The organism is Pseudomonas kribbensis (genome assembly GCF_003352185.1).
Classification (GTDB): Bacteria; Pseudomonadota; Gammaproteobacteria; order Pseudomonadales; family Pseudomonadaceae; genus Aquipseudomonas; species Aquipseudomonas kribbensis.
This window is the reverse complement of record NZ_CP029608.1, coordinates 1,057,086-1,080,303: the sequence shown is the minus strand read 5'-3', so window position 1 is coordinate 1,080,303 and position 23,218 is coordinate 1,057,086. Positions and strand designations below refer to the sequence as shown.

Annotated in this window: 27 protein-coding genes; 14 read left to right on the top strand and 13 right to left on the bottom strand. The window is 61.1% G+C overall.

The window, feature by feature from the left end; all coding sequences use genetic code 11:
* Positions 1-103: 103 nt before the first annotated feature.
* The 4 genes from DLD99_RS04905 to DLD99_RS04890 form a co-directional block, all read right to left on the bottom strand.
* Entirely contained in the window at positions 104-1,006 is a 903-nt protein-coding gene (locus DLD99_RS04905; RefSeq protein WP_114881450.1) for an alpha/beta fold hydrolase, read from the bottom strand.
* The gene (locus DLD99_RS04900) at positions 1,006-1,788 is read right to left on the bottom strand and encodes a class II aldolase/adducin family protein (protein ID WP_114881449.1); all 783 of its coding nucleotides are present in this window, start codon (positions 1,786-1,788) and stop codon (positions 1,006-1,008) included. Before DLD99_RS04900 ends, DLD99_RS04905 begins: the two co-directional genes overlap by 1 nt.
* Before the next feature lie 131 nt (positions 1,789-1,919).
* Positions 1,920-2,606 (bottom strand): LrgB family protein, encoded by a 687-nt coding sequence (locus tag DLD99_RS04895; RefSeq protein ID WP_114881448.1) that lies wholly within the window; start codon positions 2,604-2,606, stop codon positions 1,920-1,922.
* The gene (locus tag DLD99_RS04890) at positions 2,596-2,982 is read right to left on the bottom strand and encodes a CidA/LrgA family protein (protein ID WP_114881447.1); all 387 of its coding nucleotides are present in this window, start codon (positions 2,980-2,982) and stop codon (positions 2,596-2,598) included. Before DLD99_RS04890 ends, DLD99_RS04895 begins: the two co-directional genes overlap by 11 nt.
* A gap of 95 nt (positions 2,983-3,077) precedes the next feature.
* On the opposite strand from DLD99_RS04890, the gene DLD99_RS04885 reads away from it, so the two are divergent.
* On the top strand, positions 3,078-3,965 hold the full coding sequence (locus DLD99_RS04885; protein ID WP_114881446.1) for a LysR family transcriptional regulator: 888 nt from the start codon (positions 3,078-3,080) through the stop codon (positions 3,963-3,965).
* Here the strand turns inward: DLD99_RS04885 and DLD99_RS04880 are convergent.
* Positions 3,955-4,410: a flavodoxin gene (locus DLD99_RS04880; RefSeq protein WP_114881445.1), complete on the bottom strand. Its 456-nt coding sequence runs from the start codon at positions 4,408-4,410 to the stop codon at positions 3,955-3,957. The two genes, DLD99_RS04885 and DLD99_RS04880, sit on opposite strands and share 11 nt — an antisense overlap.
* 153 nt (positions 4,411-4,563) lie before the next feature.
* On the opposite strand from DLD99_RS04880, the gene DLD99_RS04875 reads away from it, so the two are divergent.
* Positions 4,564-5,040 carry a PAS domain-containing protein gene (locus DLD99_RS04875; protein ID WP_114881444.1) on the top strand — a complete coding sequence of 159 codons (477 nt, stop codon included), beginning with the start codon at positions 4,564-4,566 and terminating at the stop codon, positions 5,038-5,040.
* 54 nt (positions 5,041-5,094) lie between these two features.
* The gene (locus DLD99_RS04870) at positions 5,095-5,700 is read left to right on the top strand and encodes a hypothetical protein (RefSeq protein ID WP_114881443.1); all 606 of its coding nucleotides are present in this window, start codon (positions 5,095-5,097) and stop codon (positions 5,698-5,700) included.
* Between the two features lie 3 nt (positions 5,701-5,703).
* Here the strand turns inward: DLD99_RS04870 and DLD99_RS04865 are convergent, their stop codons facing one another.
* Positions 5,704-6,663, bottom strand: a complete 960-nt coding sequence (locus DLD99_RS04865) for a MerR family transcriptional regulator (RefSeq protein ID WP_114886587.1) — start codon at positions 6,661-6,663, stop codon at positions 5,704-5,706.
* A 212-nt stretch (positions 6,664-6,875) separates the two neighbouring features.
* Here DLD99_RS04865 and DLD99_RS04860 point away from each other — a divergent pair, with 212 nt between their 5' ends.
* The 6 genes from DLD99_RS04860 (at position 6,876) to DLD99_RS04835 (ending at position 9,896) form a co-directional block, all read left to right on the top strand.
* The gene (locus tag DLD99_RS04860) at positions 6,876-7,445 is read left to right on the top strand and encodes an antibiotic biosynthesis monooxygenase (RefSeq protein ID WP_114881442.1); all 570 of its coding nucleotides are present in this window, start codon (positions 6,876-6,878) and stop codon (positions 7,443-7,445) included.
* Positions 7,446-7,501: 56 nt separating this feature from the next.
* Complete coding sequence (folM, locus tag DLD99_RS04855; protein ID WP_114881441.1) at positions 7,502-8,212, top strand: dihydromonapterin reductase; 711 nt, start codon at positions 7,502-7,504, stop codon at positions 8,210-8,212.
* Between the two features lie 22 nt (positions 8,213-8,234).
* Positions 8,235-8,795: a GTP cyclohydrolase I FolE gene (gene folE, locus DLD99_RS04850; RefSeq protein ID WP_085711759.1), complete on the top strand. Its 561-nt coding sequence runs from the start codon at positions 8,235-8,237 to the stop codon at positions 8,793-8,795.
* A complete protein-coding gene (folX, locus tag DLD99_RS04845) occupies positions 8,796-9,167 on the top strand; it encodes a dihydroneopterin triphosphate 2'-epimerase (RefSeq protein WP_007957207.1) in 372 nt (123 codons plus the stop codon).
* Positions 9,168-9,268: 101 nt separating this feature from the next.
* Entirely contained in the window at positions 9,269-9,565 is a 297-nt protein-coding gene (locus DLD99_RS04840) for a DUF1244 domain-containing protein (RefSeq protein WP_114881440.1), read from the top strand.
* The gene (locus DLD99_RS04835; protein ID WP_085711761.1) at positions 9,558-9,896 is read left to right on the top strand and encodes a HopJ type III effector protein; all 339 of its coding nucleotides are present in this window, start codon (positions 9,558-9,560) and stop codon (positions 9,894-9,896) included. Before DLD99_RS04840 ends, DLD99_RS04835 begins: the two co-directional genes overlap by 8 nt.
* 63 nt (positions 9,897-9,959) lie before the next feature.
* On the opposite strand, the gene trxB is transcribed toward DLD99_RS04835, so the two are convergent.
* Positions 9,960-10,922 (bottom strand): thioredoxin-disulfide reductase, encoded by a 963-nt coding sequence (gene trxB, locus DLD99_RS04830; protein ID WP_085711762.1) that lies wholly within the window; start codon positions 10,920-10,922, stop codon positions 9,960-9,962.
* Positions 10,923-11,234: 312 nt separating this feature from the next.
* On the opposite strand from trxB, the gene cysZ reads away from it, so the two are divergent.
* Together cysZ and DLD99_RS04815 are read left to right on the top strand one after the other, a co-directional pair.
* Positions 11,235-11,987: a sulfate transporter CysZ gene (gene cysZ / locus DLD99_RS04820; protein WP_114881439.1), complete on the top strand. Its 753-nt coding sequence runs from the start codon at positions 11,235-11,237 to the stop codon at positions 11,985-11,987.
* A gap of 42 nt (positions 11,988-12,029) precedes the next feature.
* Positions 12,030-13,250 carry a glycosyltransferase family 4 protein gene (locus DLD99_RS04815; protein WP_114881438.1) on the top strand — a complete coding sequence of 407 codons (1,221 nt, stop codon included), beginning with the start codon at positions 12,030-12,032 and terminating at the stop codon, positions 13,248-13,250.
* Here DLD99_RS04815 and DLD99_RS04810 read toward each other — a convergent pair.
* From DLD99_RS04810 to DLD99_RS04800, 3 genes are all read right to left on the bottom strand, one after another.
* Complete coding sequence (locus DLD99_RS04810) at positions 13,219-14,322, bottom strand: NADH:flavin oxidoreductase (RefSeq protein WP_114881437.1); 1,104 nt, start codon at positions 14,320-14,322, stop codon at positions 13,219-13,221. The genes DLD99_RS04815 and DLD99_RS04810 overlap by 32 nt on opposite strands.
* Before the next feature lie 157 nt (positions 14,323-14,479).
* The gene (locus tag DLD99_RS04805) at positions 14,480-14,962 is read right to left on the bottom strand and encodes a glutathione peroxidase (RefSeq protein WP_007959082.1); all 483 of its coding nucleotides are present in this window, start codon (positions 14,960-14,962) and stop codon (positions 14,480-14,482) included.
* Positions 14,963-15,084: 122 nt separating this feature from the next.
* Entirely contained in the window at positions 15,085-15,570 is a 486-nt protein-coding gene (locus DLD99_RS04800; protein WP_085711766.1) for an FKBP-type peptidyl-prolyl cis-trans isomerase, read from the bottom strand.
* On the opposite strand from DLD99_RS04800, the gene DLD99_RS04795 reads away from it, so the two are divergent.
* From DLD99_RS04795 to DLD99_RS04785, 3 genes are all read left to right on the top strand, one after another.
* Positions 15,539-15,865 carry a DUF3565 domain-containing protein gene (locus DLD99_RS04795; RefSeq protein WP_085711877.1) on the top strand — a complete coding sequence of 109 codons (327 nt, stop codon included), beginning with the start codon at positions 15,539-15,541 and terminating at the stop codon, positions 15,863-15,865. The genes DLD99_RS04800 and DLD99_RS04795 overlap by 32 nt on opposite strands.
* A gap of 61 nt (positions 15,866-15,926) precedes the next feature.
* Positions 15,927-18,026, top strand: a complete 2,100-nt coding sequence (pta, locus tag DLD99_RS04790; RefSeq protein WP_114881436.1) for a phosphate acetyltransferase — start codon at positions 15,927-15,929, stop codon at positions 18,024-18,026.
* Positions 18,027-18,030: 4 nt separating this feature from the next.
* Positions 18,031-18,936, top strand: coding sequence for an acyltransferase (locus DLD99_RS04785; protein ID WP_114881435.1), 906 nt, complete (start codon positions 18,031-18,033; stop codon positions 18,934-18,936).
* Positions 18,937-19,409: 473 nt separating this feature from the next.
* On the opposite strand, the gene cysN is transcribed toward DLD99_RS04785, so the two are convergent.
* The 3 genes from cysN to DLD99_RS04770 all read right to left on the bottom strand — a co-directional run bounded on the left by cysN (position 19,410) and on the right by DLD99_RS04770 (position 23,142).
* Entirely contained in the window at positions 19,410-21,308 is a 1,899-nt protein-coding gene (cysN, locus tag DLD99_RS04780; RefSeq protein WP_085711769.1) for a sulfate adenylyltransferase subunit CysN, read from the bottom strand.
* Between the two features lie 9 nt (positions 21,309-21,317).
* On the bottom strand, positions 21,318-22,235 hold the full coding sequence (cysD, locus tag DLD99_RS04775) for a sulfate adenylyltransferase subunit CysD (RefSeq protein WP_007953546.1): 918 nt from the start codon (positions 22,233-22,235) through the stop codon (positions 21,318-21,320).
* Positions 22,236-22,383: 148 nt separating this feature from the next.
* Positions 22,384-23,142, bottom strand: coding sequence for a Nif3-like dinuclear metal center hexameric protein (locus DLD99_RS04770; protein WP_114881434.1), 759 nt, complete (start codon positions 23,140-23,142; stop codon positions 22,384-22,386).
* Between the last annotated feature and the right edge of the window lie 76 nt (positions 23,143-23,218).

The window sequence follows — 23,218 nt, the reverse complement described above, 5'->3', positions numbered from 1 at the left end:
CAGAGCGTGCGGTCACAACGAACACGGCTGAGGCTGAATGGTGCGCGATAAGGCTGGGGGATGATGAAACCGTGCAGAGGCGCAACGCGCCCCCGCCCTGCGATCAGGAGCACGCCACCTTGCGCGGCGGCAACACGAAGTGATCACGAAATTCCAGGTAATGCTTGAGCACCTGCACCGGCGCTTCGATTTGCGGGTAATGACCGATGCCCGGCAACAGCACGGTGTCCGCATCGGGGATCAACTCGCGATAACGTTCGACCATGTGCGCACCGGAGATCGGATCGACTTCGCCATCGATCACCCGCAGCGGCACCTCGCCACGCTGCATTGCCGAGACCCAACGATCACGCTGCACCCGGCGTTCCGGAATGTAGGTGATCAGCTTGTGCATGATGCGCGGCCCGCGATTGCACTCGACCAGGCTCCAGAAATCATCCATTTCACTTTCGCTGGGCCGGGTGTCCGGGCCGAAGATCTGCCGGAAGCTTTTCACCAGGGCATCGCGGGTAAACGCTCGGCCGATCATCCAGCCCAGCGGGCTGAGCAACAGCTTTTGCGCCAGCAGCGGACGATGGGTTTCCGGGAACAGGCCACCGTTGAGGAACACACAACTGGCGACTTCGATCTTCTCTTCGTAATGCCGGGCCAGCAGTTCCTGGGCAACGCTGTCGCCGTAGTCATGGGCAAGGAGATGCACCGGTTGCTCGATTTGAAGATGCGCGAGCAACGCCTGTTGCAGATCGGCTTGCTCCAGCAGGCTGTAGGTGTGGTTCAACGGTTTGGCCGAGTCGCCGAAGCCGAGCATGTCGCAGGCGATCACCCGAAAGCGCTGGGCCAGCGGCTGCCACAGGTAATGCCAGTCCCAGCTGGCCGTCGGGAAGCCGTGGATCAGCAGCAGCGGTTCGCCCTGCCCCGCCGTCCAGTAGCGGATCGGCTGGCCACGGAAGACAAACGACTGGCTGCGTTTGCGCCAGGCACTCAGAGGAATCTCGGCGAGAGGCATTAGAGTTTATACCCCGGGTCTTGTTTATCGAGTTTGCGCAGCAGCGCCGGCCAGGCCAGCGCGCCGCCCATGCCTTGAGCACTTTTGGTGACGCCGGCGATCATCGCCTTGGCGCCCGCCAGAATCTGCGGTTCGATGGCGATCAGTTCGGCACCGCCGCTTTGCGCCATGACCTGAATGTCACAGGCACGCTGGAAGGTAAACATCATCAGGAACGTATCGGCGATGGTGCCGCCACAGGTCAGCAGACCGTGGTTGTGCAGCATCAGGAAATTGTTTTCACCGAGGTCAGTCTGCAGCCGCGCTTTCTCTTCGTGATTGAGCGCCACGCCTTCATAAGCGTGAAAGGCCAGGCTCGACAACACGAACAACGATTGCTGACTGATCGGCAGCACGCCCTGCTTCTGCGCCGACACGGCGACACCCGAAGCGGTGTGGGTGTGCAGCACGCAGGCCACGTCATGGCGCACTTCGTGGACGGCGCTGTGGATGGTGTAGCCGGCAGGGTTGATCTCGTAGGGGCTGTCCATGAGCTTGTTGCCCGCCTGGTCGACCTTCACCAGGCTGGACGCGGTGATCTCATGGAACATCATCCCGAACGGGTTGATCAGGAAATCTTCGGTGCCAGGCACCTTGGCCGAGATGTGGGTAAAGATCAGATCGTCCCAGCCATGCAGGGCGACCAGTCGATAGCAGGCGGCGAGATCGACCCGGGTCTGCCACTCCGCAGCACTGACCTGATCTTTGACATTCAAGGAAGAAGGGACGGGGGCTACGCTCACTGTATGCACCTCTGTTTTTGTTTTTTTCGGCAGGTGTCAGCAGTCTAGTCAGCCCCGGGGTTTCGCGTAGTTGCATTGGCAGCCAGCTTGATGACTGAGCGAGTCAGCTGCGCAAACCGCTTGGATCCATGTCAAAGCAACGACGCCAACAAAGGTGCGGCGAACAGATTGAGCAGCCCGGTGAGCACCATCACCAGTCCCGCCACCGAGCCTTCTTCGCCGCCCACTTCATGGGCGCGACTGACGCCTGCACCATGGGCGCCGACGCCAAACAACGCGCCACGCGCCAGGGCACTTCGCAGCGGCAGCCACTTGAGCAATACCCCGCCGAGCATCGCGCCGAAGACCCCGGTGAACATCACGAACACCGCCGTCAATTCAGGCACCCCGCCGAGATCCTGCGCCAGCGGCATGGCAAACGGCGTGGTGATCGAGCGTGGCACCAGTGACAGCGTGACCGAACTGTCCAACGCCAAAGCCCTGGCCAGACCGAACGAGGTGGCAATCGATGCGACACTGCCGGCCAGCATGCCCAGCAACAACGCCGACCAGTGCCGCACCAGCAAACGTCGCTGTTGCCAGATCGGCACCGCAAACGCGACGGTGACCGGGCCGAGCACCAGCATCAGCCAGTGGGTGTTGCTGGAGTATTCGGCGTATGCGGTATGCAGCGGCACCGCAAGCGCCAGCAGCAACGCGGGGACCAGAATAAGCGGCGACAGCAGGTAACGCCCGGTACGGCGATACAGCCAGCGACTGAACAGGTAGGCCAGCAAGGTGAACGCCAGCCAGAACATCGGCATCAGTTCAAGCTTCATGGGACCGCCTCAGGCGCACGGCCAATTCAACGGTGAACGCCGTCACCAGCATCACCATCAGCGTGCCGGCGGCGATCACCAGCAAGATCCGCCAGCCGTCGTCACGCAACAAGGCGCCGTAATCCAGCAGGCTCATCAGCGCCGGAATGAAGAACAGCAGCATCTCGGCCATCAACAGTCCCGCGCCCATTTGCAGCGCCGCCGGCTTGACCCAGCCGAATGCAAACGCCAGCAGCAACAATGCCATACCGATCACCCCGCCGGGGATCGGCCACGCCAGCCACGTCGCCAATTGGCAGCCGAGCAGGTAGAGACCGAGCAGCACGGCCAGTTCGGCCAGCAGGCGAGAGAGATATTTGAGGGTTGAGGCTTTCATCGGTGGGCTCCTTTCAGATGCCTATTTTACGAAGCCGACTGCCATCTCCGAAGCGAATTGTTAGACTCAAAGCCATTCCAATCTGGAATCAGGCCATGGATTTCAAACAGCTCAAAAGCTTCGTCGAAGTCATGCATCAGGGTGGTTTCACCCAAGCGGCGAAAACCCTGCACATCAGTCAGTCCGCCGTGAGCAAGCAGATCGCCCAGCTCGAACAGAGCCTCGGCACCCCGCTGCTCGATCGCCTGGGTTCGCAATTGCGCCTGACCGCCGCCGGCAGCGTGGTGTTGCAACGGGCCGAAGGCATGCTGCGCTTGCGCGATGAATTGCTCACGGAACTGGATGATCTCAGTCATCTGGCGCGGGGCGAGTTGCGCCTCGGCTTGCCCTTGCTGGGCAGCGATGCGCTGTTCGCCGGGCTGTTCGCCGAATACCGACGGCGTTACCCGAACATCAGCGTGCAATTGCTCGAAGGCGGCAGCCGCAATGTCGAACAGGCGGTGCTGAGCGGGGAACTGGAGCTGGGCGGCAGTCTGCTGCCGAAAGATCCGCAGTTCGATTTTCAGCCGTTCTGCGATGAGCCGCTCGATGCACTGCTGCCGGTGGATCACCCGTTGGCGACGAAAGGTGAAATCGGTCTGGAGGAACTGGCCGACACGCCGTTCCTGCTGTATCAGCGCAGTTTCGTGCTCAACGACCGTTTACTTCAAGCGTGCCAGCAGATGGGCTTCACCCCGAAGGAAGGTGGCCGCAGTGGTCAGGCGGATTTTCTTGCGGCACTGGTGGCCGCCGGGCAAGGCGTGGTGCTGCTGCCCAGCGTGGTGGCCCGCGGTCTGGTGCGGCCAGGCGTGGTTCGCCTGACCTTGAACGCGCCGGACTATCTGCGCTGGGACATTGCGTTCATCTGGCGCCGGGGCGCCTATCTGTCGAAGGCGGCGCAGGCCTGGCTCGCGCTGCTGCGCGAACGCGATATCAGCCTTTGAGCGTGGCGATCAACTGCTCGAGCCATGGCTCTGCGTCGGTTTCCGGGGTGACGCTTTCGCTGGCGTCGATACGCAGCATGTCCTGCACTTCACGCACGCCCAGCTCACCGAACAATTCACGCATCTGCTCGCCACCACCGCAGAACGTGTCGCCGTAACTGGCGTCGCCCAAAGCGATCACCGCGCCAGGCAAGCCGCGCCAGGCCGCCGGCAACTGGTCGCGAATGCTCGAATACAGCGGTTGCAGGTTATCCGGCAACTCGCCCATGCCGGTGGTCGAAGTCACGGCAAGCAAGGCCTCGGGGCCAAAGGTCTGGAGATCGGCGAGGCTGGCGCGCGAGTTGTAGAAGGTTTCAAAACCGGCGGCTTTCAGCAGGCTCTGCGCGTGGCGAGCGACTTCTTCGGCCGTGCCGTACACCGAGCCGGAGAGGATGGCGACTTTCATCAATCTGATCCTGAAACTGAAAAAAAGAGCGGCGATAGTAACAGCCACCGACGCAATGTTGCGATTGGCTCTCGATAAGCGCTGATGGCCAGTAGACAGCGCCGATTGATCTTCTAGAATGCCTGCCACCGACAACCTTGAAGGGATTCAAAGATGATCAATGCCAGCCTGCTGCAGATGGTGATCAACGCGTCGAACGATGGAATCGTGGTGGCCGAGCGAGAAGGCAAGGAAGACAACATCCTGATTTACGTGAACCCGGCTTTCGAACGCCTGACGGGTTACACCAGTGAAGAGATCCTGTATCAGGATTGCCGTTTTCTGCAGGCCGGAGACCGGGACCAGGAAAATTTGCCGCTGATCCGCGAAGCATTGCGCAGTAACGGTTCGTGTCGGGAAATCATCCGAAACTATCGCAAGGACGGCACACCGTTCTGGAACGAGCTGTCGCTGTCGACGGTAAAAAACGCTGATGATGGTCAGACTTACTTCGTTGGCGTGCAAAAGGACGTCACCGTTCAGGTCAAGGCGCAGCAGCGAGTGGCGCAACTGGAAGCCCAGGTCGCAGCTCTCGAGGCAGAACTGGCGGCCGTGAAAGCGACGAACGGCGCAAACAAAACTGCGAACTAAGTGTCATTAACTACAATCACCAATGACTTTGTAATTATTTATTTCGAGCTAGCCATGCAACGCGACGCCCTCCTGACCCAGGATGAGCTGGATTTCATCCAGACCATGCAACACAACCCGCAGCTCAATGTGCGGGATGCGACGTCGAGCCTGCTGGTCAATGGTGGTTCGCAGATCCGTGATCTGCTCACGCGCCTGGCGGCCCATGAGCAGGTCACCATCCAGGCCAACTTCGAAAACCAGCAGATGACCTTTCCGCTGCATCTGGTGGAAGACGAGTTCCATGCCCTGCATTTGCGCCTGGGTGTGCCAAGCATCTACGAAGACGGCCCGATGGTTCGCCCGTGGCGTCTGGCCCTTGAAGAACCGGTAGCTCTGGAGAATGCCAAAGGCCAACCGGGCATGTTGTGGGTTCACGAGGTTTCGCATAAAGGCGTGCTGCTGGAAGTGCGCAACAAGACCAAGCCGCCGAAGCATTTCGCCCTGTGGTTCAGCCCTTCAGGCTATGAGCGGATTTCCCTGCGCGGCACCTTCGAACGGGAAACCGAAAGCGGTTTCTTCGCCTACGACCTGAGCCAGAGCGACGCTGACGAAACCGAGCGCCTGCGCCAGTTCATCCTTCAGCAACATCGCCTGACCCACCCTGCCCTGCACACCTGAGCCTCAGGTATCCAGCGTCCCCGCGAGAAACTGGTTCAGGCGCTGGCGCATGGTTGACCCTTCATTGCCCAGACAGCCCACCGATGATCCGGCCAGGCTGTCCTGCGCCAGATCCGACGCATCGCCCGCCAGCATCAGCTGACAATCCAGGCTCAGGGCCAGGCGGTTCAGACGCCGGGGCAATTCGGCAGTCGGGGCGTGATTGGAAAACAGCACCAGCGCCTGGGGTTTGATCTTTTCGCAGACCAGTGTCAGCTCATCGAACGGCTGGCCGGTGGTCAACACCCGAACGCCTGCATCGTTGCCACTGAGAAACAGCGCCGCCACCAGCAGTTCAAGCTCACGGCATTGCCCCGCCAGGGCACTGACAATCACCTTGCGCGGATGCGAGCCACGCAACACAACGATGCGCTGCAGTACCCGCGCCCTCAGGAAACCGTCGAGGAACAGCCACTCGCTGGTTTGGCCGAATGCATCCTGTCGCTGCAACAGCTGCAGCCACAGCGGCATCAGGATGTCCTGGAACACCACAGGCAGCGTGTAGGAAGAGAAAATCTGACCGTAGACCCGATCCAGTTCCTGGTCATCGAACGAACTGACCGCTCGCTGAACCTGCTCCTGCCATTGCAGATAGTCAGCCTGCACCAGGTCATCGGGAATGATGTGCGCCAACGCCTTCATCGGTTCGGTCTTGGCCAGGATCCTGCCGACCTTGCTCACCGAGACACCACGATCGATCCAGTCGACGATACTGCGAACGCGTTCGATATCGGTCATCGAATACAACCGGTGCCCACTTTCGGTGCGTGTCGGCTGGATCAGACCATAACGCCGCTCCCATGCGCGCAGGGTGACCGGATTGACGCCGGTCAGCCGCGCCACCTCGCGTATGGGGAAAAGCTCCTCGCGCTCAAGCGCAACAGAGGCCTGCGAGGCAAGGCGAACGTCAGTAATGACAGGCATGTGTGCGGACACGTCCTTGTTGGCGTAGTTGGATCCCATTCTACCTCTGATGCCCCGTTCCGATTCAAGCGATGAAATGGGACGAACGTCTCTGGTTTCGTCACAATAATCAGGAATAATCCTTGCTTGTCGAAAGCGCAGCCCTCTACCCCGGCGCTGCGTCAGGCGAAACTCCTACCCGGAGCGACGCAAATGCAATTCGGAGATACACAATGTCTACTTCCCCCGTCACGCTGATGGTCGCCCGTCGCGTCGCCGATGGTCGCTATCAGGACTTGATCGCCTGGCTGCGCGAAGGCGAACAACTGGCCACCGATTTCCCCGGTTATCTCGGTTCCGGCGTCCTGGCTCCGCCTCCCGGCGACAATGAGTTTCAGATCATTTTCCGCTTTGTCGACGAACAGACCCTGCATGCCTGGGAGCACTCGGCGTCGCGCACCGCGTGGCTGTCCCGTGGCAGTGATCTGTTCGCCCATCCGAAGGAACATCGGGTCAGCGGCATCGAAGGCTGGTTCGGCGCAGCAGGCGTCCGCCCACCACGCTGGAAACAGGCCGTAGCGATCTGGCTGGCGTTCTTCCCGGTGTCGCTGCTGTTCAACTTCGTGCTGGGCCCGCTGCTCGGTGAAATGAGCCTGTTGCCCCGCGTATTCATCAGCACGCTGTGCCTGACACCGTTGATGGTCTATTTCTTCATCCCGCTGTCGACGCGTCTGCTGGCCGGCTGGCTCAACGGTGCCCAGGCCAGTCCATTGCCCGGTGCGGCGCCTGCGCAAAATCGCTGAAACCATCGCTCGCGTCGCTGTTATAGTTTTTGCTCTGACCTCGACGCGAGCCGATCATGACCTCCTTTGCAGCCCCCATTCTCATTACTGGCGCCGGCCAGCGCGTCGGGCTGCATTGCGCGCAGCGGCTGCTGGAAGACGGCCACCGGGTCATCTTCACCTACCGCAGCGAACGTCCCGGTGTGAAAACGTTAAGGGATCTGGGGGCCATCGGGGTATTCGCGGATTTTTCCAGTGAGGCCTCGATCCTCGCTTTCATCACTGAACTGAAGACCCACACCGACAGCCTGCGGGCCATCGTGCACAACGCTTCCGAATGGCTGGCGGAAAACGGCGACGGCGAAGCCGAGGCCTTCACCCGCATGTTCAACATCCACATGCTGGCGCCGTACCTGATCAACCTGCATTGCGCTGATCTGCTGCAACGGTCGAGCCCAGCCGACATCATCCACATCAGCGACGACGTCACGCGCAAGGGCAGCAGCAAACATATCGGCTACTGCGCCAGCAAGGCCGGGCTCGACAGCCTCACGCTGTCCTTCGCCGCGCGCTACGCCCCGTCGATCAAGGTCAACGGCATCGCGCCGGCCCTGCTATTGTTCAATCCCGACGACGACGCGGCATACCGTGCCAAGGCGCTGGCCAAGTCCGCGCTGGGCATCGAGCCGGGCAGCGAAGTGATCTATCAGAGCCTGCGTTATCTGCTCGACAACCCTTATGTCACCGGCACCACCCTGACCGTCAACGGCGGGCGGCACGTCAAGTAAAACGCCCCCGCGAGGATGCTCCATGACCCGTTCCCTGCCCGAAAACTACCGCGAGATCCTCATCGGCCTCGGTGAAGATCCCGACCGTGAAGGCTTGCTCGACACGCCGGTGCGCGCGGCCAAGGCCATGCAGTATCTGTGTCACGGCTATGAACAGAGCGTCGACGAGATCGTCAATGGTGCACTGTTTGCTTCCGACAGCGACGAGATGATCATCGTCGCCGACATCGAGCTCTACTCGTTGTGCGAACATCACCTGCTGCCCTTCATCGGCAAGGCCCATGTGGCTTATATTCCGACAGGCAAGGTGCTGGGACTGTCGAAGATCGCACGGCTGGTGGACATGTTCGCCCGCCGCCTGCAGATCCAGGAAAACCTCACCCGCCAGATCGCCGAGGCGGTCCAGCAAGTCACCGATGCCGCCGGTGTCGCGGTGGTCATCGAAGCCCGACACATGTGCATGATGATGCGCGGTGTCGAGAAACAGAATTCGACCATGAACACCTCGGTCATGCTCGGCGCCTTCCGCGAGTCGAGCAACACCCGCCAGGAGTTCCTGCAATTGATTGGACGGAGCAAGTAAATGCCACAACTTCAACCGGGAATGGCGCGCATCCGGGTCAAGGATCTGCGCCTGCGCACCTTTATCGGGATCAACGAGGACGAAATCCTCAACAAGCAGGATGTGCTGATCAACCTGACCATCCTGTACGCCGCGCAGGAAGCGGTGCGTGACAACGACATCGACCACGCGTTGAACTACCGCACCATCACCAAGGCGATCATCGCCCACGTGGAGGGCAACCGCTTCGCGCTGCTCGAACGCCTGACCCAGGAGCTGCTGGATCTGGTGATGGCCAACGAATCGGTGCTGTACGCCGAGGTCGAAGTCGACAAGCCGCACGCGTTGCGTTTTGCCGAGTCGGTGTCGATCACGCTCGCGGCAAGCCGCTAAGCTTCAAGCTTCGAGCTGCAAGCGGTAAGCTAAAGGCACCCCACATTTCAGAATCTTGCAGCTTGGAGCTTGCCGCTCTCAGCTGTCTCGAAGAGACTTCCATGACCGAACAACAACGCCTCGAACTCGAAGCCGCCGCCTTCCGCCGGCTGGTTGCCCACCTGGACAGCCGCAAGGATGTGCAGAACATCGACCTGATGAACCTCTCCGGGTTCTGCCGCAACTGCCTGTCGAAGTGGTACAAGGCCGCCGCCGACGAGCGCCAGATCGAGGTCAGCCTCGACGATGCCCGGGAAGTGGTTTACGGCATGCCGTACGCCGAGTGGAAAGCCCAATTTCAGCAAGAAGCCAGCGCCGAACAACAAGCGGCGTTCGCCAAAGGAAAACCTAATGAGTGATCTGAACACCCTGCGCGCCAGCCTCAAGAGCGGCGAACACGTTTTTGCCGATACCCTGGCGTTCATCGCCGCCGGTTACGACTACCAGCCTCAGGCGTTCAACAACGGCGGCGTGGAAAACGCGGCCGGGCAAAACGAAGGCTCGTGCAAGACTCTGGGTCTGGCGCTGCTGGAAGGCTTGAGCGATGAAGAAGCGCTGCTGGCGTTCGGCGAACACTACCGTTCGGTTGTGGCAACGCCTGAAGGTAGCGATCACGGCAATATCCGTGCGCTGATCAAGCACGGTCTGGCCGGTGTGAAGTTCGACGCGCAGCCGCTGACCCGCCGCTGATTCCCGAGCGGATCGCAGGTACAAAAAAACCGGCCAATTGGCCGGTTTTTTATGTCTGCGTTCTTAGAACGAAGCGTTCTGCAGATCGTCCAGGTAACGCTCGGTGTCCAGTGCCGCCATGCAGCCGGCGCCGGCCGAGGTAATGGCCTGACGGTAAACGTGGTCGGCCACGTCGCCGGCGGCAAAGATGCCTTCGACGCTGGTCGCGGTGGCGTTGCCTTCACGGCCGCCCTGAACGACGAGGTAGCCGTCCTTCAGCTCCAGCTGACCTTCGAACAGCGAAGTGTTCGGGGTGTGGCCGATCGCGATGAACACGCCGTCGACCTTGATTTCGTCGAAGCTGCCGTCGTTGTTCTTCAGACGCGCACCGGTCACGCCCATGTTGTCGCCCAGCACTTCGTCCAGGGTCGCGTTCAGTTTCAGCTCGATCTTGCCTTCGGCCACACGGGCGTTGAGCTTGTCGATCAGGATCTTCTCGGCGCGGAAGGTTTCGCGACGGTGGATCAGAGTGACCTTGCTGGCGATGTTGGCCAGGTACAGGGCTTCTTCGACAGCGGTGTTGCCGCCACCGACCACGGCCACCGGTTTGTTGCGATAGAAGAAACCGTCGCAGGTCGCGCAGGCCGAAACGCCTTTGCCCATGAACGCTTCTTCCGACGGCAGGCCCAGGTAACGAGCGCTGGCGCCGGTGGCGATGATCAGGGCGTCGCAGGTGTAGGTGCCGCTGTCGCCGGTCAGGCTGTACGGTTTGGAAGCGAAGTCCACGGCGTTGATGTGATCGAAGACGATCTCGGTTTCAAAACGCTCGGCGTGCTCGCGCATGCGCTCCATCAGCACCGGACCGGTCAGGCCGTGGACGTCGCCCGGCCAGTTGTCGACTTCGGTGGTGGTGGTCAGTTGACCGCCGGCCTGCATGCCGGTGATCAGCAGCGGCTTGAGGTTGGCACGGGCAGCGTAGACAGCAGCGCTGTAACCGGCAGGGCCGGAACCGAGAATGATCACTCGCGAATGACGGACTTCAGACATGAACCTGTCTCCTGTTGACCGGCCGATACATCAGGCGCGGACGCCGGACTGCCGGCGAGAATAAAAAAGGACTGTGGATAACCTTGGGGAAGGCGTGAGCTCGACAGTCCTGTAAAAAGTTGGGTGCAGCGTATCGAGGGGGGCAAGATTAAGGAAATACGGTTTAACAATCCAGCTCATAGGTGGTCTCTATGCCGACACACTGACGAGATGGACGTCTTTGTTACAGTGAATGTCGATCCCGCTGCCGCGCTTTCACGCCTTGAGCAAAGCCGGTAAGGTCGGCGCGTTTTCCCTTGCTCGGAGCACCCTATGCCCGCCCCTGTTCTCTCCGGCCCGCAATACCTGCGCGAAGGCCTGAAACTGGTCCTGAGTCCTGGCCTGCGCCTGTTTGTGCTGCTGCCGCTGGCGATCAACCTGGTGCTGTTCGTCGGATTGATCTATTTCGCCGGTCACCAGTTCAGCCTGTGGGTCGATTCCCTGATGCCGTCGCTCCCCGACTGGCTGAGCTTCCTGAGCTACATCCTGTGGCCGCTGTTCGTGGTGCTGGTGGCGTTGATGGTGTTCTTCACTTTCACCATGCTCGCCAACGTGATCGCCGCGCCGTTCAACGGATTTCTCGCGGAGAAAGTCGAAGTCGTGGTGCGCGGCACCGACGATTTCCCGGCCTTCAGCTGGGGCGAACTGATTGCGATGATCCCACGCACCCTCGCCCGGGAAATGCGCAAACTGGGCTACTTCCTGCCCCGGGCCATCGGCCTGTTCATCCTGTCGTTCATCCCGATGGTGAACATTATCGCCGCGCCGCTGTGGCTGCTGTTCGGCGTATGGATGATGGCGATCCAGTACATCGACTACCCGGCGGACAACCACAAACTGGGCTGGAACGAGATGCTCGCCTGGCTGCGCCAGAAGCGCTGGCAAAGCATGAGCTTCGGCGGGATCGTCTACCTGGCGCTGCTGATCCCGGTGGTGAACATCCTGATGATGCCCGCTGCGGTGGCCGGGGCAACGTTGTTCTGGGTACGCGAGCGCGGTGCCGAAAACCTCGTGACACAACGCTGAGCGCACGTCACAAATCCATCATCCGAACGTCACAAGCGCGACATGGCCTCAGCCGACACTGAGGCCATGACGACAGCTCTACATATCACCCTGATCAGCGAAACCTTCCCACCGGAAATCAACGGCGTGGCCAATACCCTTGGCCGCTTGTGCGACGGCTTGCGCGCGCGCGGGCATCGGGTGGAACTGGTGCGGCCGCGTCAGGGTGACGATCCGCAGCGCAGTGAAGACGATGCGCTGCTGTTGTGCCGGGGCTGGCCGCTGCCGGGTTATCCGGGGTTGCAGTGGGGTCAGTCGTCGATGCACAAGTTGCTGCGCCGCTGGACACGCCAGCGCCCGGACGTGCTGTACATCGCCACCGAAGGTCCGCTCGGGTTATCGGCACTGCGCGCGGCACGTCGTCTGGGCATCGCCGTGGTCAGTGGTTTCCACACCAATTTCCAGCAGTACACCAATCAGTACGGTCTCGGCTTGCTGACGCGTTTGCTGACCCACTATCTGCGCTGGTTCCACAATCGTTCGGCGCTGACCCTGGTGCCGAGCGTCAGCCAGCGACTGGAACTGGAACGGCGGCATTTCGATCGTCTGGCGCTGCTGTCCCGAGGCGTCGACAGCCAGTTGTTCCACCCGACCAAACGCCTGAACGCCCTGCGTGAACAATGGGGACTGAGCGAGCAGGACATCGCCGTGATTCACGTAGGACGCCTGGCGCCGGAAAAGAATCTTGGTCTGCTCAAACGCTGCTTCGACAAGCTCGCCGGCGCGTACCCGCAACGCAATCTGAAACTGATCATCGTCGGTGACGGGCCACAACGGGTGGCCCTGGAAAAGGAATTGCCCGAAGCGATCTTCTGCGGCTCCCAACGTGGCGAAGCATTGGCGGCGCACTACGCGTCCGGCGATCTGTTCCTGTTTCCGAGCATGACCGAGACGTTCGGCAACGTCGTGCTGGAAGCTCTGGCGTCAGGCCTTGGCGTGGTGGCCTACGATCAGGCAGCGGCTGCGCAGCATATTCGCCACGGCTACAACGGCGTGCTGGCAATGCCGGGGGATGAAGAGGCGTTTTTCGATGCAGCGCAGTGGCTGCTGGAAGAGGATGAAACCTTGCGCTGCGTCAGATTGAACGCCCGCCAACATGCCAGTCGTCAAGGCTGGGCGGCCATCATCGAGCAGTTTGAAAACCATTTGCAGGGAGCTTGCCGCGACCTGCGCGACAAGCCCCCCACGGCAATCAAACCAGCGTCATCAACGCCTCACGGCTGAACGGCAGAATGTCCTGCTCGCGGCCTTCACGCACTTTCTGCGCCCAGTCCGGATCCACCAACAGCGCACGGCCCACGGCCACCAGATCGAACTCATCGTTGTTCAGACGCTCCAGCAGCTTTTCCAGGCTGGCCGGTTGCGCCACCTTGTCGGTGTTGACCATGAACTGCAGGAACTCGCCATCAAGGCCGACGCTGCCGACGGTGATGGTCGGTTTGCCGGTCAGCTTGCGAGTCCAGCCCGCCAGGTTCAGTTCGGAACCGTCGAATTCCGGCTCCCAGAAACGGCGCGTCGAGCAGTGGAAAATATCCACGCCGGCGTCGGACAACGGCTTGAGAAACTCGCCCAGCGCCTCCGGGGTTTGCACCAGACGCGCGGTGTAGTCCTGCTGCTTCCACTGCGAGAAGCGGAAGATGATCGGGAAGCCCTCGCCCACTGCAGCGCGCACGGCCTGGATCAACTCGATGGCGAAACGCAAACGGTTGGCCAGGCTGCCGCCGTATTCGTCGGTGCGCTGGTTGCTGCCTTCCCAGAAGAACTGGTCGATCAGGTAACCGTGGGCGCCGTGGATCTCCACGCCGTCCATGCCGATGCTCTTGGCATCTTTGGCAGCCTGGGCGAAGGCCGCGATCACGTCCTGGATGTCCTGTTTGGTCATGCCGTGCACCACGACCTGACCGTCCTTGAGTTTCTCGGTCGGGCCATAACCCGGCACGCTGGCATCCGGCTCGGTGCCAATGCGGCGAACGCTACCGACGTGCCACAGTTGCGGAACAATCTTGCCGCCTTCGGCGTGCACTGCGTCGACGACTTTCTTCCAGCCGGCCAGTGCCGCTTCGCCGAAGAACTGCGGCACATTCGGGTAGCCATTGGAGGCCTGATGGCCGACGGTGGTGCCCTCGGTGATGATCAGGCCGACACCGGCCGCCGCGCGACGACGGTAGTACTCGATCACTTTGGAGTTGGGTACGCCACCCGGAGAGAACGAACGGGTCATCGGTGCCATGACCACGCGGGTCGGCAGTTCGAGGGCACCGAGCTGGAACGGTTTGAACAAGGCTTGAACAGGCATGGGAGGCTCCACGAAAAATTGATCGGCGGGCATTGAATTCATATGACGGCGATAATATGCGGAGTTCCAACAGTGTCATAGCACTATTGATCTGAATGATTAAGGGTCAAAAGGCAGGCAAAAAAAATCGCAGCTCGATGGCTGCGATTTTCGCGTTTCAGCTCAGGGCTTTTTCAATTGCCGTGATCACCGAAGGATCATCCGGCGCCGTGCGCGGCGAGAAACGGGCCAGTACACGACCGTCCTTGCCGAGCAGGAATTTCTCGAAATTCCAGGTGATGTCGCCGGGAAATTCGGCGCCCTCGCCCGCCAGCAGACGGTAGAGCTGATGACGGTCGTGGCCGTTGACTTCGAGCTTCTTCGACAACGGAAAACTCACGCCATAGTTGAGGCTGCAGAATTCCTGAATCTCCTGCTCGCTGCCCGGTTCCTGACCGGCAAACTGGTTGCACGGCAGGCCCAGCACGCTGAAGCCTTTGCCCTTGTATTGCTGATAGAGGTTTTCCAGCGCCGCGTACTGTGGGGTCAAGCCGCATTTGGAGGCGACGTTGACCACCAGCACGACTTGGCCCTTGAAGGGTGCCAGCGGTAGCTCCTGACCATCCAGGGCTGTCAACTTAAGGTCGTGAAAAGCACTCATGACGAACTCCAGATTCCCGTGTTCTACTCGAAACAGCCACTTGGCGAGACTACCAAGGACAGCCGCGGACTAAAAAGGCGCCCTCGGGCGCCTCTCCAGTTCTCTGAGCTTAGCGCAGAAAATCAGTGGTGATGGCCACCTTCGCCATGGACGTGACCATGAGCGACTTCTTCCTGGCTGGCGTCACGGATGGCAACGACCTTCACTTTGAAGTTCAGGCGCTGACCGGCCAGCGGGTGGTTGCCGTCGACGGTGACGTCGTCGCCGTCCAGATCACGGATGGTGACGATCTGCATCTGGCCGTCCGGCGCCGAAGCGTGGAACTGCATGCCGACTTCCAGCTCGTCGACGCCTTCGAACATGCTGCGGCTCAGGGTGCTGACCAGTTCGGCCGAGTACTCGCCGTAGGCATCTTCCGGCTCGACGGAAACTTCCAGCTCGTTGCCGACTTCCTTGCCTTCCAGGGCTTTTTCCAGGCCCGGGATGATGTTGCCTGCGCCATGCAGGTAAACCAGCGGAGCGCCGCCGGCGGAGCTGTCGATGACCTCACCAGCGTCGTTGGTCAGGGTATAGTCGATGGAGACAGCCTTATTGGCGGCGATCAGCATGGGGCGAGACCTTTTGCATAAGAATATAGAAAGGCCAAGTTTAGCGAAGCAATCGCTCGAAAGCGAACACAACCCTGACAAACGGGATTCGACGATCACAGGCTTCCATCAGGACGAGGACGGTCACTGGGTGGCCGAGCTCTCCTGCGGCCACACCCAGCATCTGCGTCACCAGCCGCCGTGGCAGTCGCGGGCATGGGTGCTGGACGCAACGCAACGTATTGAAAAAATAGGCCAACCCTTTGCTTGCGGTTGGTGCGCTCAAGGCGCGGTTAGCGCTAACCTTGACGCCTGAAAAACCGGTGGAAGGCCAGCCATAGGCCTACGCCCTTGCCATGCACCCTTAGAGAATCCGCATGCAAACTTTTTTTATCGCGCCCACCGATTTTGGTGTGGGTCTGACCTCCATCAGCCTCGGGCTGGTGCGGACGCTGGAACGGGCCGGGCTCAAAGTCGGCTTCTTCAAACCGATTGCCCAGCCGCACCCGGGTGATACCGGCCCTGAGCGCTCCACCGAACTGGTGGCCCGCACCCACGGCCTGAAACCGCCGCAGCCACTGGGGCTGGCCCATGTCGAGCGGATGCTTGGCGACGGTCAGCTCGACGAGCTGCTCGAAGAAATCATCGCGCTCTACCAGCAGGCTGCCGTCGGCAAGGACGTGCTGGTCGTCGAAGGCATGGTGCCGACCCGCAGCGCCAGCTATGCCGCACGGGTCAACCTGCACCTGGCCAAGAGCCTGGACGCCGAGGTGATTCTGGTCTCGGCGCCGGAAAACGAAGTGCTCACCGAACTGTCCGGCCGCGTCGAGTTGCAGGCGCAACTGTTCGGCGGGCCGAAAGACCCGAAAGTCCTCGGCGTGATCCTCAACAAGGTCAAGACCGATGAAAGCATGGACGCCTTCGCCGCGCGCCTGAAGGAGCATTCGCCACTGCTGCGCAGCGGTGATTTCCGTCTGCTCGGCTGCATTCCGTTCCAGCCGGAACTCAACGCCCCGCGCACCCGCGACGTCGCCGATCTGATGGGCGCCCAGGTGCTCAACGCCGGCGACTACGAAACCCGGCGCATGACCAGGACCATCATTTGTGCGCGCACCATGCGCAACACCGTGGACCTGCTCAAGCCCGGCGTGCTGGTGGTAACCCCCGGCGACCGCGACGACATCATCCTCGCCGTCAGCCTCGCGGCCATCAATGGCGTACCGCTGGCCGGCCTGCTGCTGACCAGCGACACCCTGCCGGATCCGCGCATCATGGACCTGTGCCGTGGCGCGCTGCAGGCCGGTTTGCCGGTGTTGTCGGTGAGCACCGGCTCCTACGACACCGCCAACCTGCTCAACGGCCTGAACAAGGAAATTCCCGTCGATGACCGCGAACGCGCGGAGATCATCACCGATTTCGTCGCCAGTCATCTGGATGCCAAGTGGCTGCATCAGCGCTGTGGTACGCCGCGAGAAATGCGCCTGTCTCCAGCGGTGTTCCGCTATCAATTGATTCAACGCGCCCAGGCTGCGAACAAACGCATCGTCCTGCCCGAAGGCAGCGAGCCGTTCACCGTGCAAGCGGCGGCGATCTGTCAGGAACGCGGCATTGCCCGTTGCGTGCTGCTGGCCAAACCGGCGGACGTCGAAGCCGTCGCCCGGGCCCAGGGCATCGTGCTGCCGCCGGGGCTGGAAATCCTCGATCCGGATCTGATCCGCGAGCGCTACGTCGAACCGATGGTGGCCCTGCGCAAGAGCAAAAGCCTCAACGCGCCGATGGCCGAGCAGCAACTGGAAGACACGGTGGTGATCGGCACCATGATGCTGGCGCTGGATGAGGTCGACGGACTGGTTTCCGGCGTCATCAACACCACCGCCAACACCATCCGCCCGGCCCTGCAATTGATCAAGACAGCGCCAGGCTGCACGCTGGTGTCGTCGGTGTTCTTCATGCTGTTCCCCGAAGAAGTGTTGGTCTACGGCGACTGCGTGATGAACCCGCACCCGAGCGCCAGCGAACTGGCGGAGATTGCCCTGCAAAGCGCCGACTCGGCCGCCGCGTTCGGCATCACTCCGCGCGTGGCGATGATCAGCTACTCCAGCGGCGAATCCGCCACCGGCGAGGAAGTCGAGAAAGTCCGCGAAGCCACCCTGCTCGCTCACGAGCAACAGCACTCGCTGCTGATCGACGGGCCGTTGCAGTACGACGCCGCCGCCAACGAAACCGTGGCCCGGCAACTGGCGCCGAACAGCCAGGTGGCCGGTCGCGCCACGGTGTTCGTGTTCCCCGATCTGAACACCGGCAACACCACCCACAAAGCCGTGCAACGCAGCGCCGACTGCGTGAGCCTCGGCCCGATGCTGCAAGGCCTGCGCAAACCGGTGAACGATCTGCCGCGCGGCGCGCAGGTCGACGACATCGTTTACACCATTGCCCTGACTGCGATTCAGGCTGCCAACCGACCTCTGGATATCTGACCCGATGCTGGCTTTTCTCCCTGCCACCCTGCGCGGCGTGATCGCCGCGCTGCTGTTGGCGCTGAACACGATCCTGCTGTGCTCGTTCCTGTTTCTCGTGGCGCTGATCAAAGTGCTGCCGTTCGACCTCGCACGCCGCGCCTCGCGCTGGCTGATGAGCCACACCCACGAAGCCTGGATCAGCAACAACAAAGGCTGGATGAACCTGGTGCGCCGCACCCGCTGGCACCTCAGCGGCCTGCAGGGCCTGGACTATCAACACTCGTACCTGATCACCAGCAACCACCAGAGCTGGGTCGATATTTTGGTGCTGCAATACGTGCTCAACCGGAAAATTCAGCCGCTGAAATTCTTCCTCAAACAGGAACTGATCTGGGTGCCAGTGATCGGCCTGGCGTGGTGGACGCTGGGCTTTCCGTTCATGAAACGCTATTCGAAAGCGTATCTGGAGAAGCACCCGGAAAAGAAAGGCAAAGACCTGGAAACCACCCGCAAGACCTGCGCGAAATTCCGCGACAACCCGGTGGGCATCTTCAACTTCGTCGAAGGCACACGCTTCACCGAAGGCAAGCACGCGCAGCAGCAATCATCGTTCAAATACCTGCTCAAACCCAAGGCCGGCGGAATTGCATTCGTGCTGGATGCAATGGGCGAACAGCTGGAATCAATCGTCAACGTGACCATCCACTACCCGGGTGGACGTCCCGGTTTCTGGGACCTGCTGTGCGGCAACGTGCGGGACGTGGTGGTGCATTTTGAAGAACTGCAAATCCCGCCACAGTTCATCGGCAAGAACTACGACCAGGACGGCGAATACCGCCTGCAATTCCAGGGCTGGATCAACCAGCTGTGGAAGGACAAGGATGCGCTGCTGGAGCAGATGCATCGCGAATATCCGAACCAACGCTGATTACCTGAGCCCCTCCGACAGAACAGGCCGGCCATCAGACTGCCCCCCACAGGAAAGCAGTTCGCTTCTCGCTTCTCGCCTCTCGCTTCCCACCACTCAACACAATGAGCGTTAGCTCGAGTACCGCTTTTGACGCGCCGGCCCCTTCGGCAGGCTGAGTGGAGGGATTTATCCGGGGGTGGGCGCGAAGCGCCGTTTGGCGAAGCCAAACACATCGAGAGGAGGTGCAGCGAAGCAAACCGGAGGCGATGCCCCCGGATGAATCCCGTAACGAAGGAACACCGAGCCAAAGCGAGGTGCCGTACGCCGGGGCCAAGCCTTTTGGTTACTTTGGGGCGTTTGCCAAAGTGACTCGCCGTAAGGGCGAAACCGCCAGCCGCAACCCCCGAAGAAACGGATATTCACCCCAAACAACCCAAAAAAAAGCCCGCCGATGATCACTCATCGACGGGCTTTTTATTGGCAGCTAACGCTTAAATCGCGCCACGCTTACGCAGCAGATCCAGCACTTGCTTGACACCTTCTTCCAGCGACAGCGACTGGGTATCGATCACCAGATCAGCATCCAGCGGCACGTCATACGGGAAAGACTCACCCGGAATATTATCGCCACCCGCAGCGTACAACCCTTGCGGATCACGCTCGGCGCAAACAGTCGGCGAAGCCTGGACATAGACCGTCAGCAGACGCTCCTTGCCGATCAGGTCCTTGGCCTGCTCACGACCTTCAGCACTCGGCGCCACAAACGCAGCTAGCGTCAGCAGACCCGCTTCGTTGAACTGACGCGCCACATGCGCGGCACGACGCCAGTTCTCGGTGCGACCGGCGCGATCCTGCGGCAGACCTTTGTTGAGGTCGTGACGCAGGTTCTGGCCATCGAGTACAAACACCGCACGTCCCATGTCGAACAGCTTGCGCTCGACCGCGTACGCCAGCGTGCTCTTGCCAGCGCCGGACAGGCCGCTGAACAGCACGGTGGCCGGTTGCTGACCGAAACGCTGGGCGCGCTCGGTGGTCGCGACATGAGCCAGTTTACCGTGATGGGTGGCCGTGCCATGAGCCAGCGGCTGGGCGACGATCATGCCGGCGCCGACGGTGCCGTTGGTCAAACGGTCGATGACGATGAACGCGCCGGTGGTGCGGTTGCTGTCGTAACCGTCGAGGGCGATCGGCGCATCGAGCGCGATCTTCACCTTGCCGATTTCGTTGAGCTGCAACGCGCTCGCCGGGCCTTCTTCGAGGGTGTTGACGTCGACCTTGTTGACGATGCTGGCGATGGAGCCCGGCACGTAACTGGTGGCGCGTTTGATGTCGTATTTCTTGCCCGGCAGCATCGGCTCTTCAGCCATCCACACCAGCATCGCTTCGAAGCTGTCGGTCACCGGCGGAACGTTGTCGGCGTGTACCAGCAGGTCGCCACGGGAGATGTCGATCTCGTCTTCCATGGTCAGCGTCACCGCCTGACCCGGGCCGGCATGTTCCAGCTCACCTTCGAAGGTGACGATGGATTTCACGCGGCTGCTCTTGCCCGACGGCAGGACCACGACTTCGTCGCCCTTCTTGACGATGCCGCTGGCCAGGGTGCCGGCGAAGCCGCGGAAGTTCAGGTTCGGACGGTTGACGTACTGCACCGGGAAACGCAGATCGGTGAAGTTGCGGTCGCCCGCCACTTCCACGGTCTCGAGGATTTCCATCAGCGACTGGCCGGTGTACCACGGCGAACGCTCGGACTTGTTCACCACGTTGTCGCCCTTCAGGGCGGACATCGGCACGAAGTGCATGCTCGTCGGCTTCATCTTCAAGCCTTCGGCGAACTTCAGGTAGTCGGCCTTGATCGACTCGAACACGCCCTGATCGAAGCCCTTCAGGTCCATCTTGTTGATGGCGACAACGATGTGCTTGATGCCCAGCAGCGAGGCGATGAAGCTGTGGCGACGGGTCTGGGTCTGCACGCCGTAACGGGCGTCGACCAGGATGATCGCCAGGTCACAGGTGGAGGCACCGGTGGCCATGTTGCGGGTGTACTGCTCATGGCCGGGGGTGTCGGCGATGATGAACTTGCGCTTGGCGGTGGAGAAATAGCGGTAGGCGACATCGATGGTGATGCCCTGCTCGCGCTCGGCCTGCAGGCCGTCGACCAGCAATGCCAGGTCGATGTCGTCACCGGTGGTGCCGACTTTCTTCGAATCGCGGGTGATGGCTTCGAGGTGATCTTCGTAGATCATCTTCGAGTCGTGCAGCAGGCGCCCGATCAGGGTGCTCTTGCCGTCATCGACGTTACCGCAGGTCAAAAAGCGCAGCAGCTCTTTACGTTCGTGCTGGCCCAGGTAGGCGAGGATGTCCTCGCTGATCAAATCAGATGCGTGCGACATGACAGCCCCTTAGAAATAGCCTTGACGTTTCTTGTCTTCCATCGAGCCGGCGCCATCGTGGTCGATGACACGGCCCTGGCGCTCGGAAGTTCGCGTCAGGAGCATTTCCTGAATGATGTCCGTCAGGCTTTCGGCCTCGGACTCCACCGCGCCCGTCAACGGGTAGCAGCCAAGGGTACGGAAACGCACTTTCTTTTTGACGATGCGCGCCTTGTCCTCGTCGGACAGGTGCTCGAGGATGCGCTCGTCGTCGATCATGATCAGCGTGCCGTTCTTCTCGATCACTTCGCGTTCGGCGGCGAAGTACAGCGGAACGATCGGGATGCCTTCGAGGTAGATGTACTGCCAGATGTCCAGCTCGGTCCAGTTCGACAACGGGAACACACGGATGGATTCGCCCTTGTTGACCTTGCCGTTGTAGACGTTCCACAGCTCCGGACGCTGGTTCTTCGGATCCCAGCGGTGTTTGCTGTCGCGGAACGAGTAGACGCGCTCCTTGGCGCGGGACTTCTCTTCATCGCGACGGGCACCGCCGAACGCGGCGTCGAAGCCATGCTTGTCGAGTGCCTGCTTCAGGCCCTCGGTCTTCATGATGTCGGTGTGTTTGGCGCTGCCGTGGGTGAACGGGTTGATGCCCTGCGCAACGCCATCCGGGTTGACGTGGGTGATCAGGTCCAGGCCCAGCTCTTCGACCATTTTGTCGCGGAACTTGTACATCTCCTGGAATTTCCAGCGGGTGTCGACGTGCATCACCGGAAACGGCAGTTTGCCCGGGAAGAACGCCTTGCGTGCCAGATGCAGCATCACGGCGGAGTCTTTACCGATGGAGTACAGCATCACCGGGTTGTCGAACTCGGCGGCCACCTCGCGGATGATGTGGATGCTTTCCGCCTCCAGCTGTTTCAGATGCGTCAGTTTGTCGACCATGGCTACTCACGAAAGCTTTCTTATGAACGGCCAGCGGGCCGTGTTCGAGCGGGGAATCCTAGCACAGCGCCCTTCTTCTAATCAGGGCGCGGACTAGAACGAAAGAGCATATGAATATGCCCACCCGTTCGGGTGCTTTCAGGGAAAGTCAGATCGGATTCGGGCAGTCGATGAAGATGTGTTCCAGGGCAAACCGCTTCGCCAGATAATCGCCCAGCGCCTGCACGCCGTAGCGTTCGGTGGCGTGGTGGCCGGCAGCGATGAAGCTGATGTCGTTTTCCCGGGCACTGTGGAAGGTCTGCTCGGAAGCTTCACCGCTGATAAACAGATCGACGCCGGCGGCGATGGCGTTGTCGATGTAGCCCTGACCGCCGCCGGTGCACCAGCCGACCCGACGGATCATCGCGCTGCCCTCGATCAGCAGCGGCTCACGGCCCATGCGTTCCTGCACGCGACGGGCGAAGTCGCGGGCGGTCACCGGTTCATCCAGGGAGCCGACCAGCCCGACGATCTTCAGGTTGTCCGGGTCCAGCGGCCCTTCGACAGTGATGTCGAGCTGCCGGGCCAGTTGCACGTTGTTGCCGACATCCGGGTGCAGATCCAGCGGCAGGTGATAGGTCAGCAGACTGATGTCGTGCTTGAGCAGGGTTTTCAAGCGGCGTTGCTTCATGCCGGTGATGCACGGGTTCTCGCCCTTCCAGAAGTAACCGTGATGCACCAGCACCAGATCGGCCTCGGCCTCGACGGCGGCATCGAGCAATGCCTGGCTGGCAGTGACGCCGCTGACGATGCGCATCACCTGCGGACGGCCCTCGACCTGCAGGCCGTTGGGGCAATAATCGGCAATTTTCGCACTGCCGAGGTAACGGTCGGCTTCTTCGACCAGGGTACTGAGGGCAACGGCCATGAAAGACTCCTGAAAATCCCGTTCAGAGGCGCGCGCGGCCTCGTATAATGCGCGACATTATGGGCGGTCTGACCCC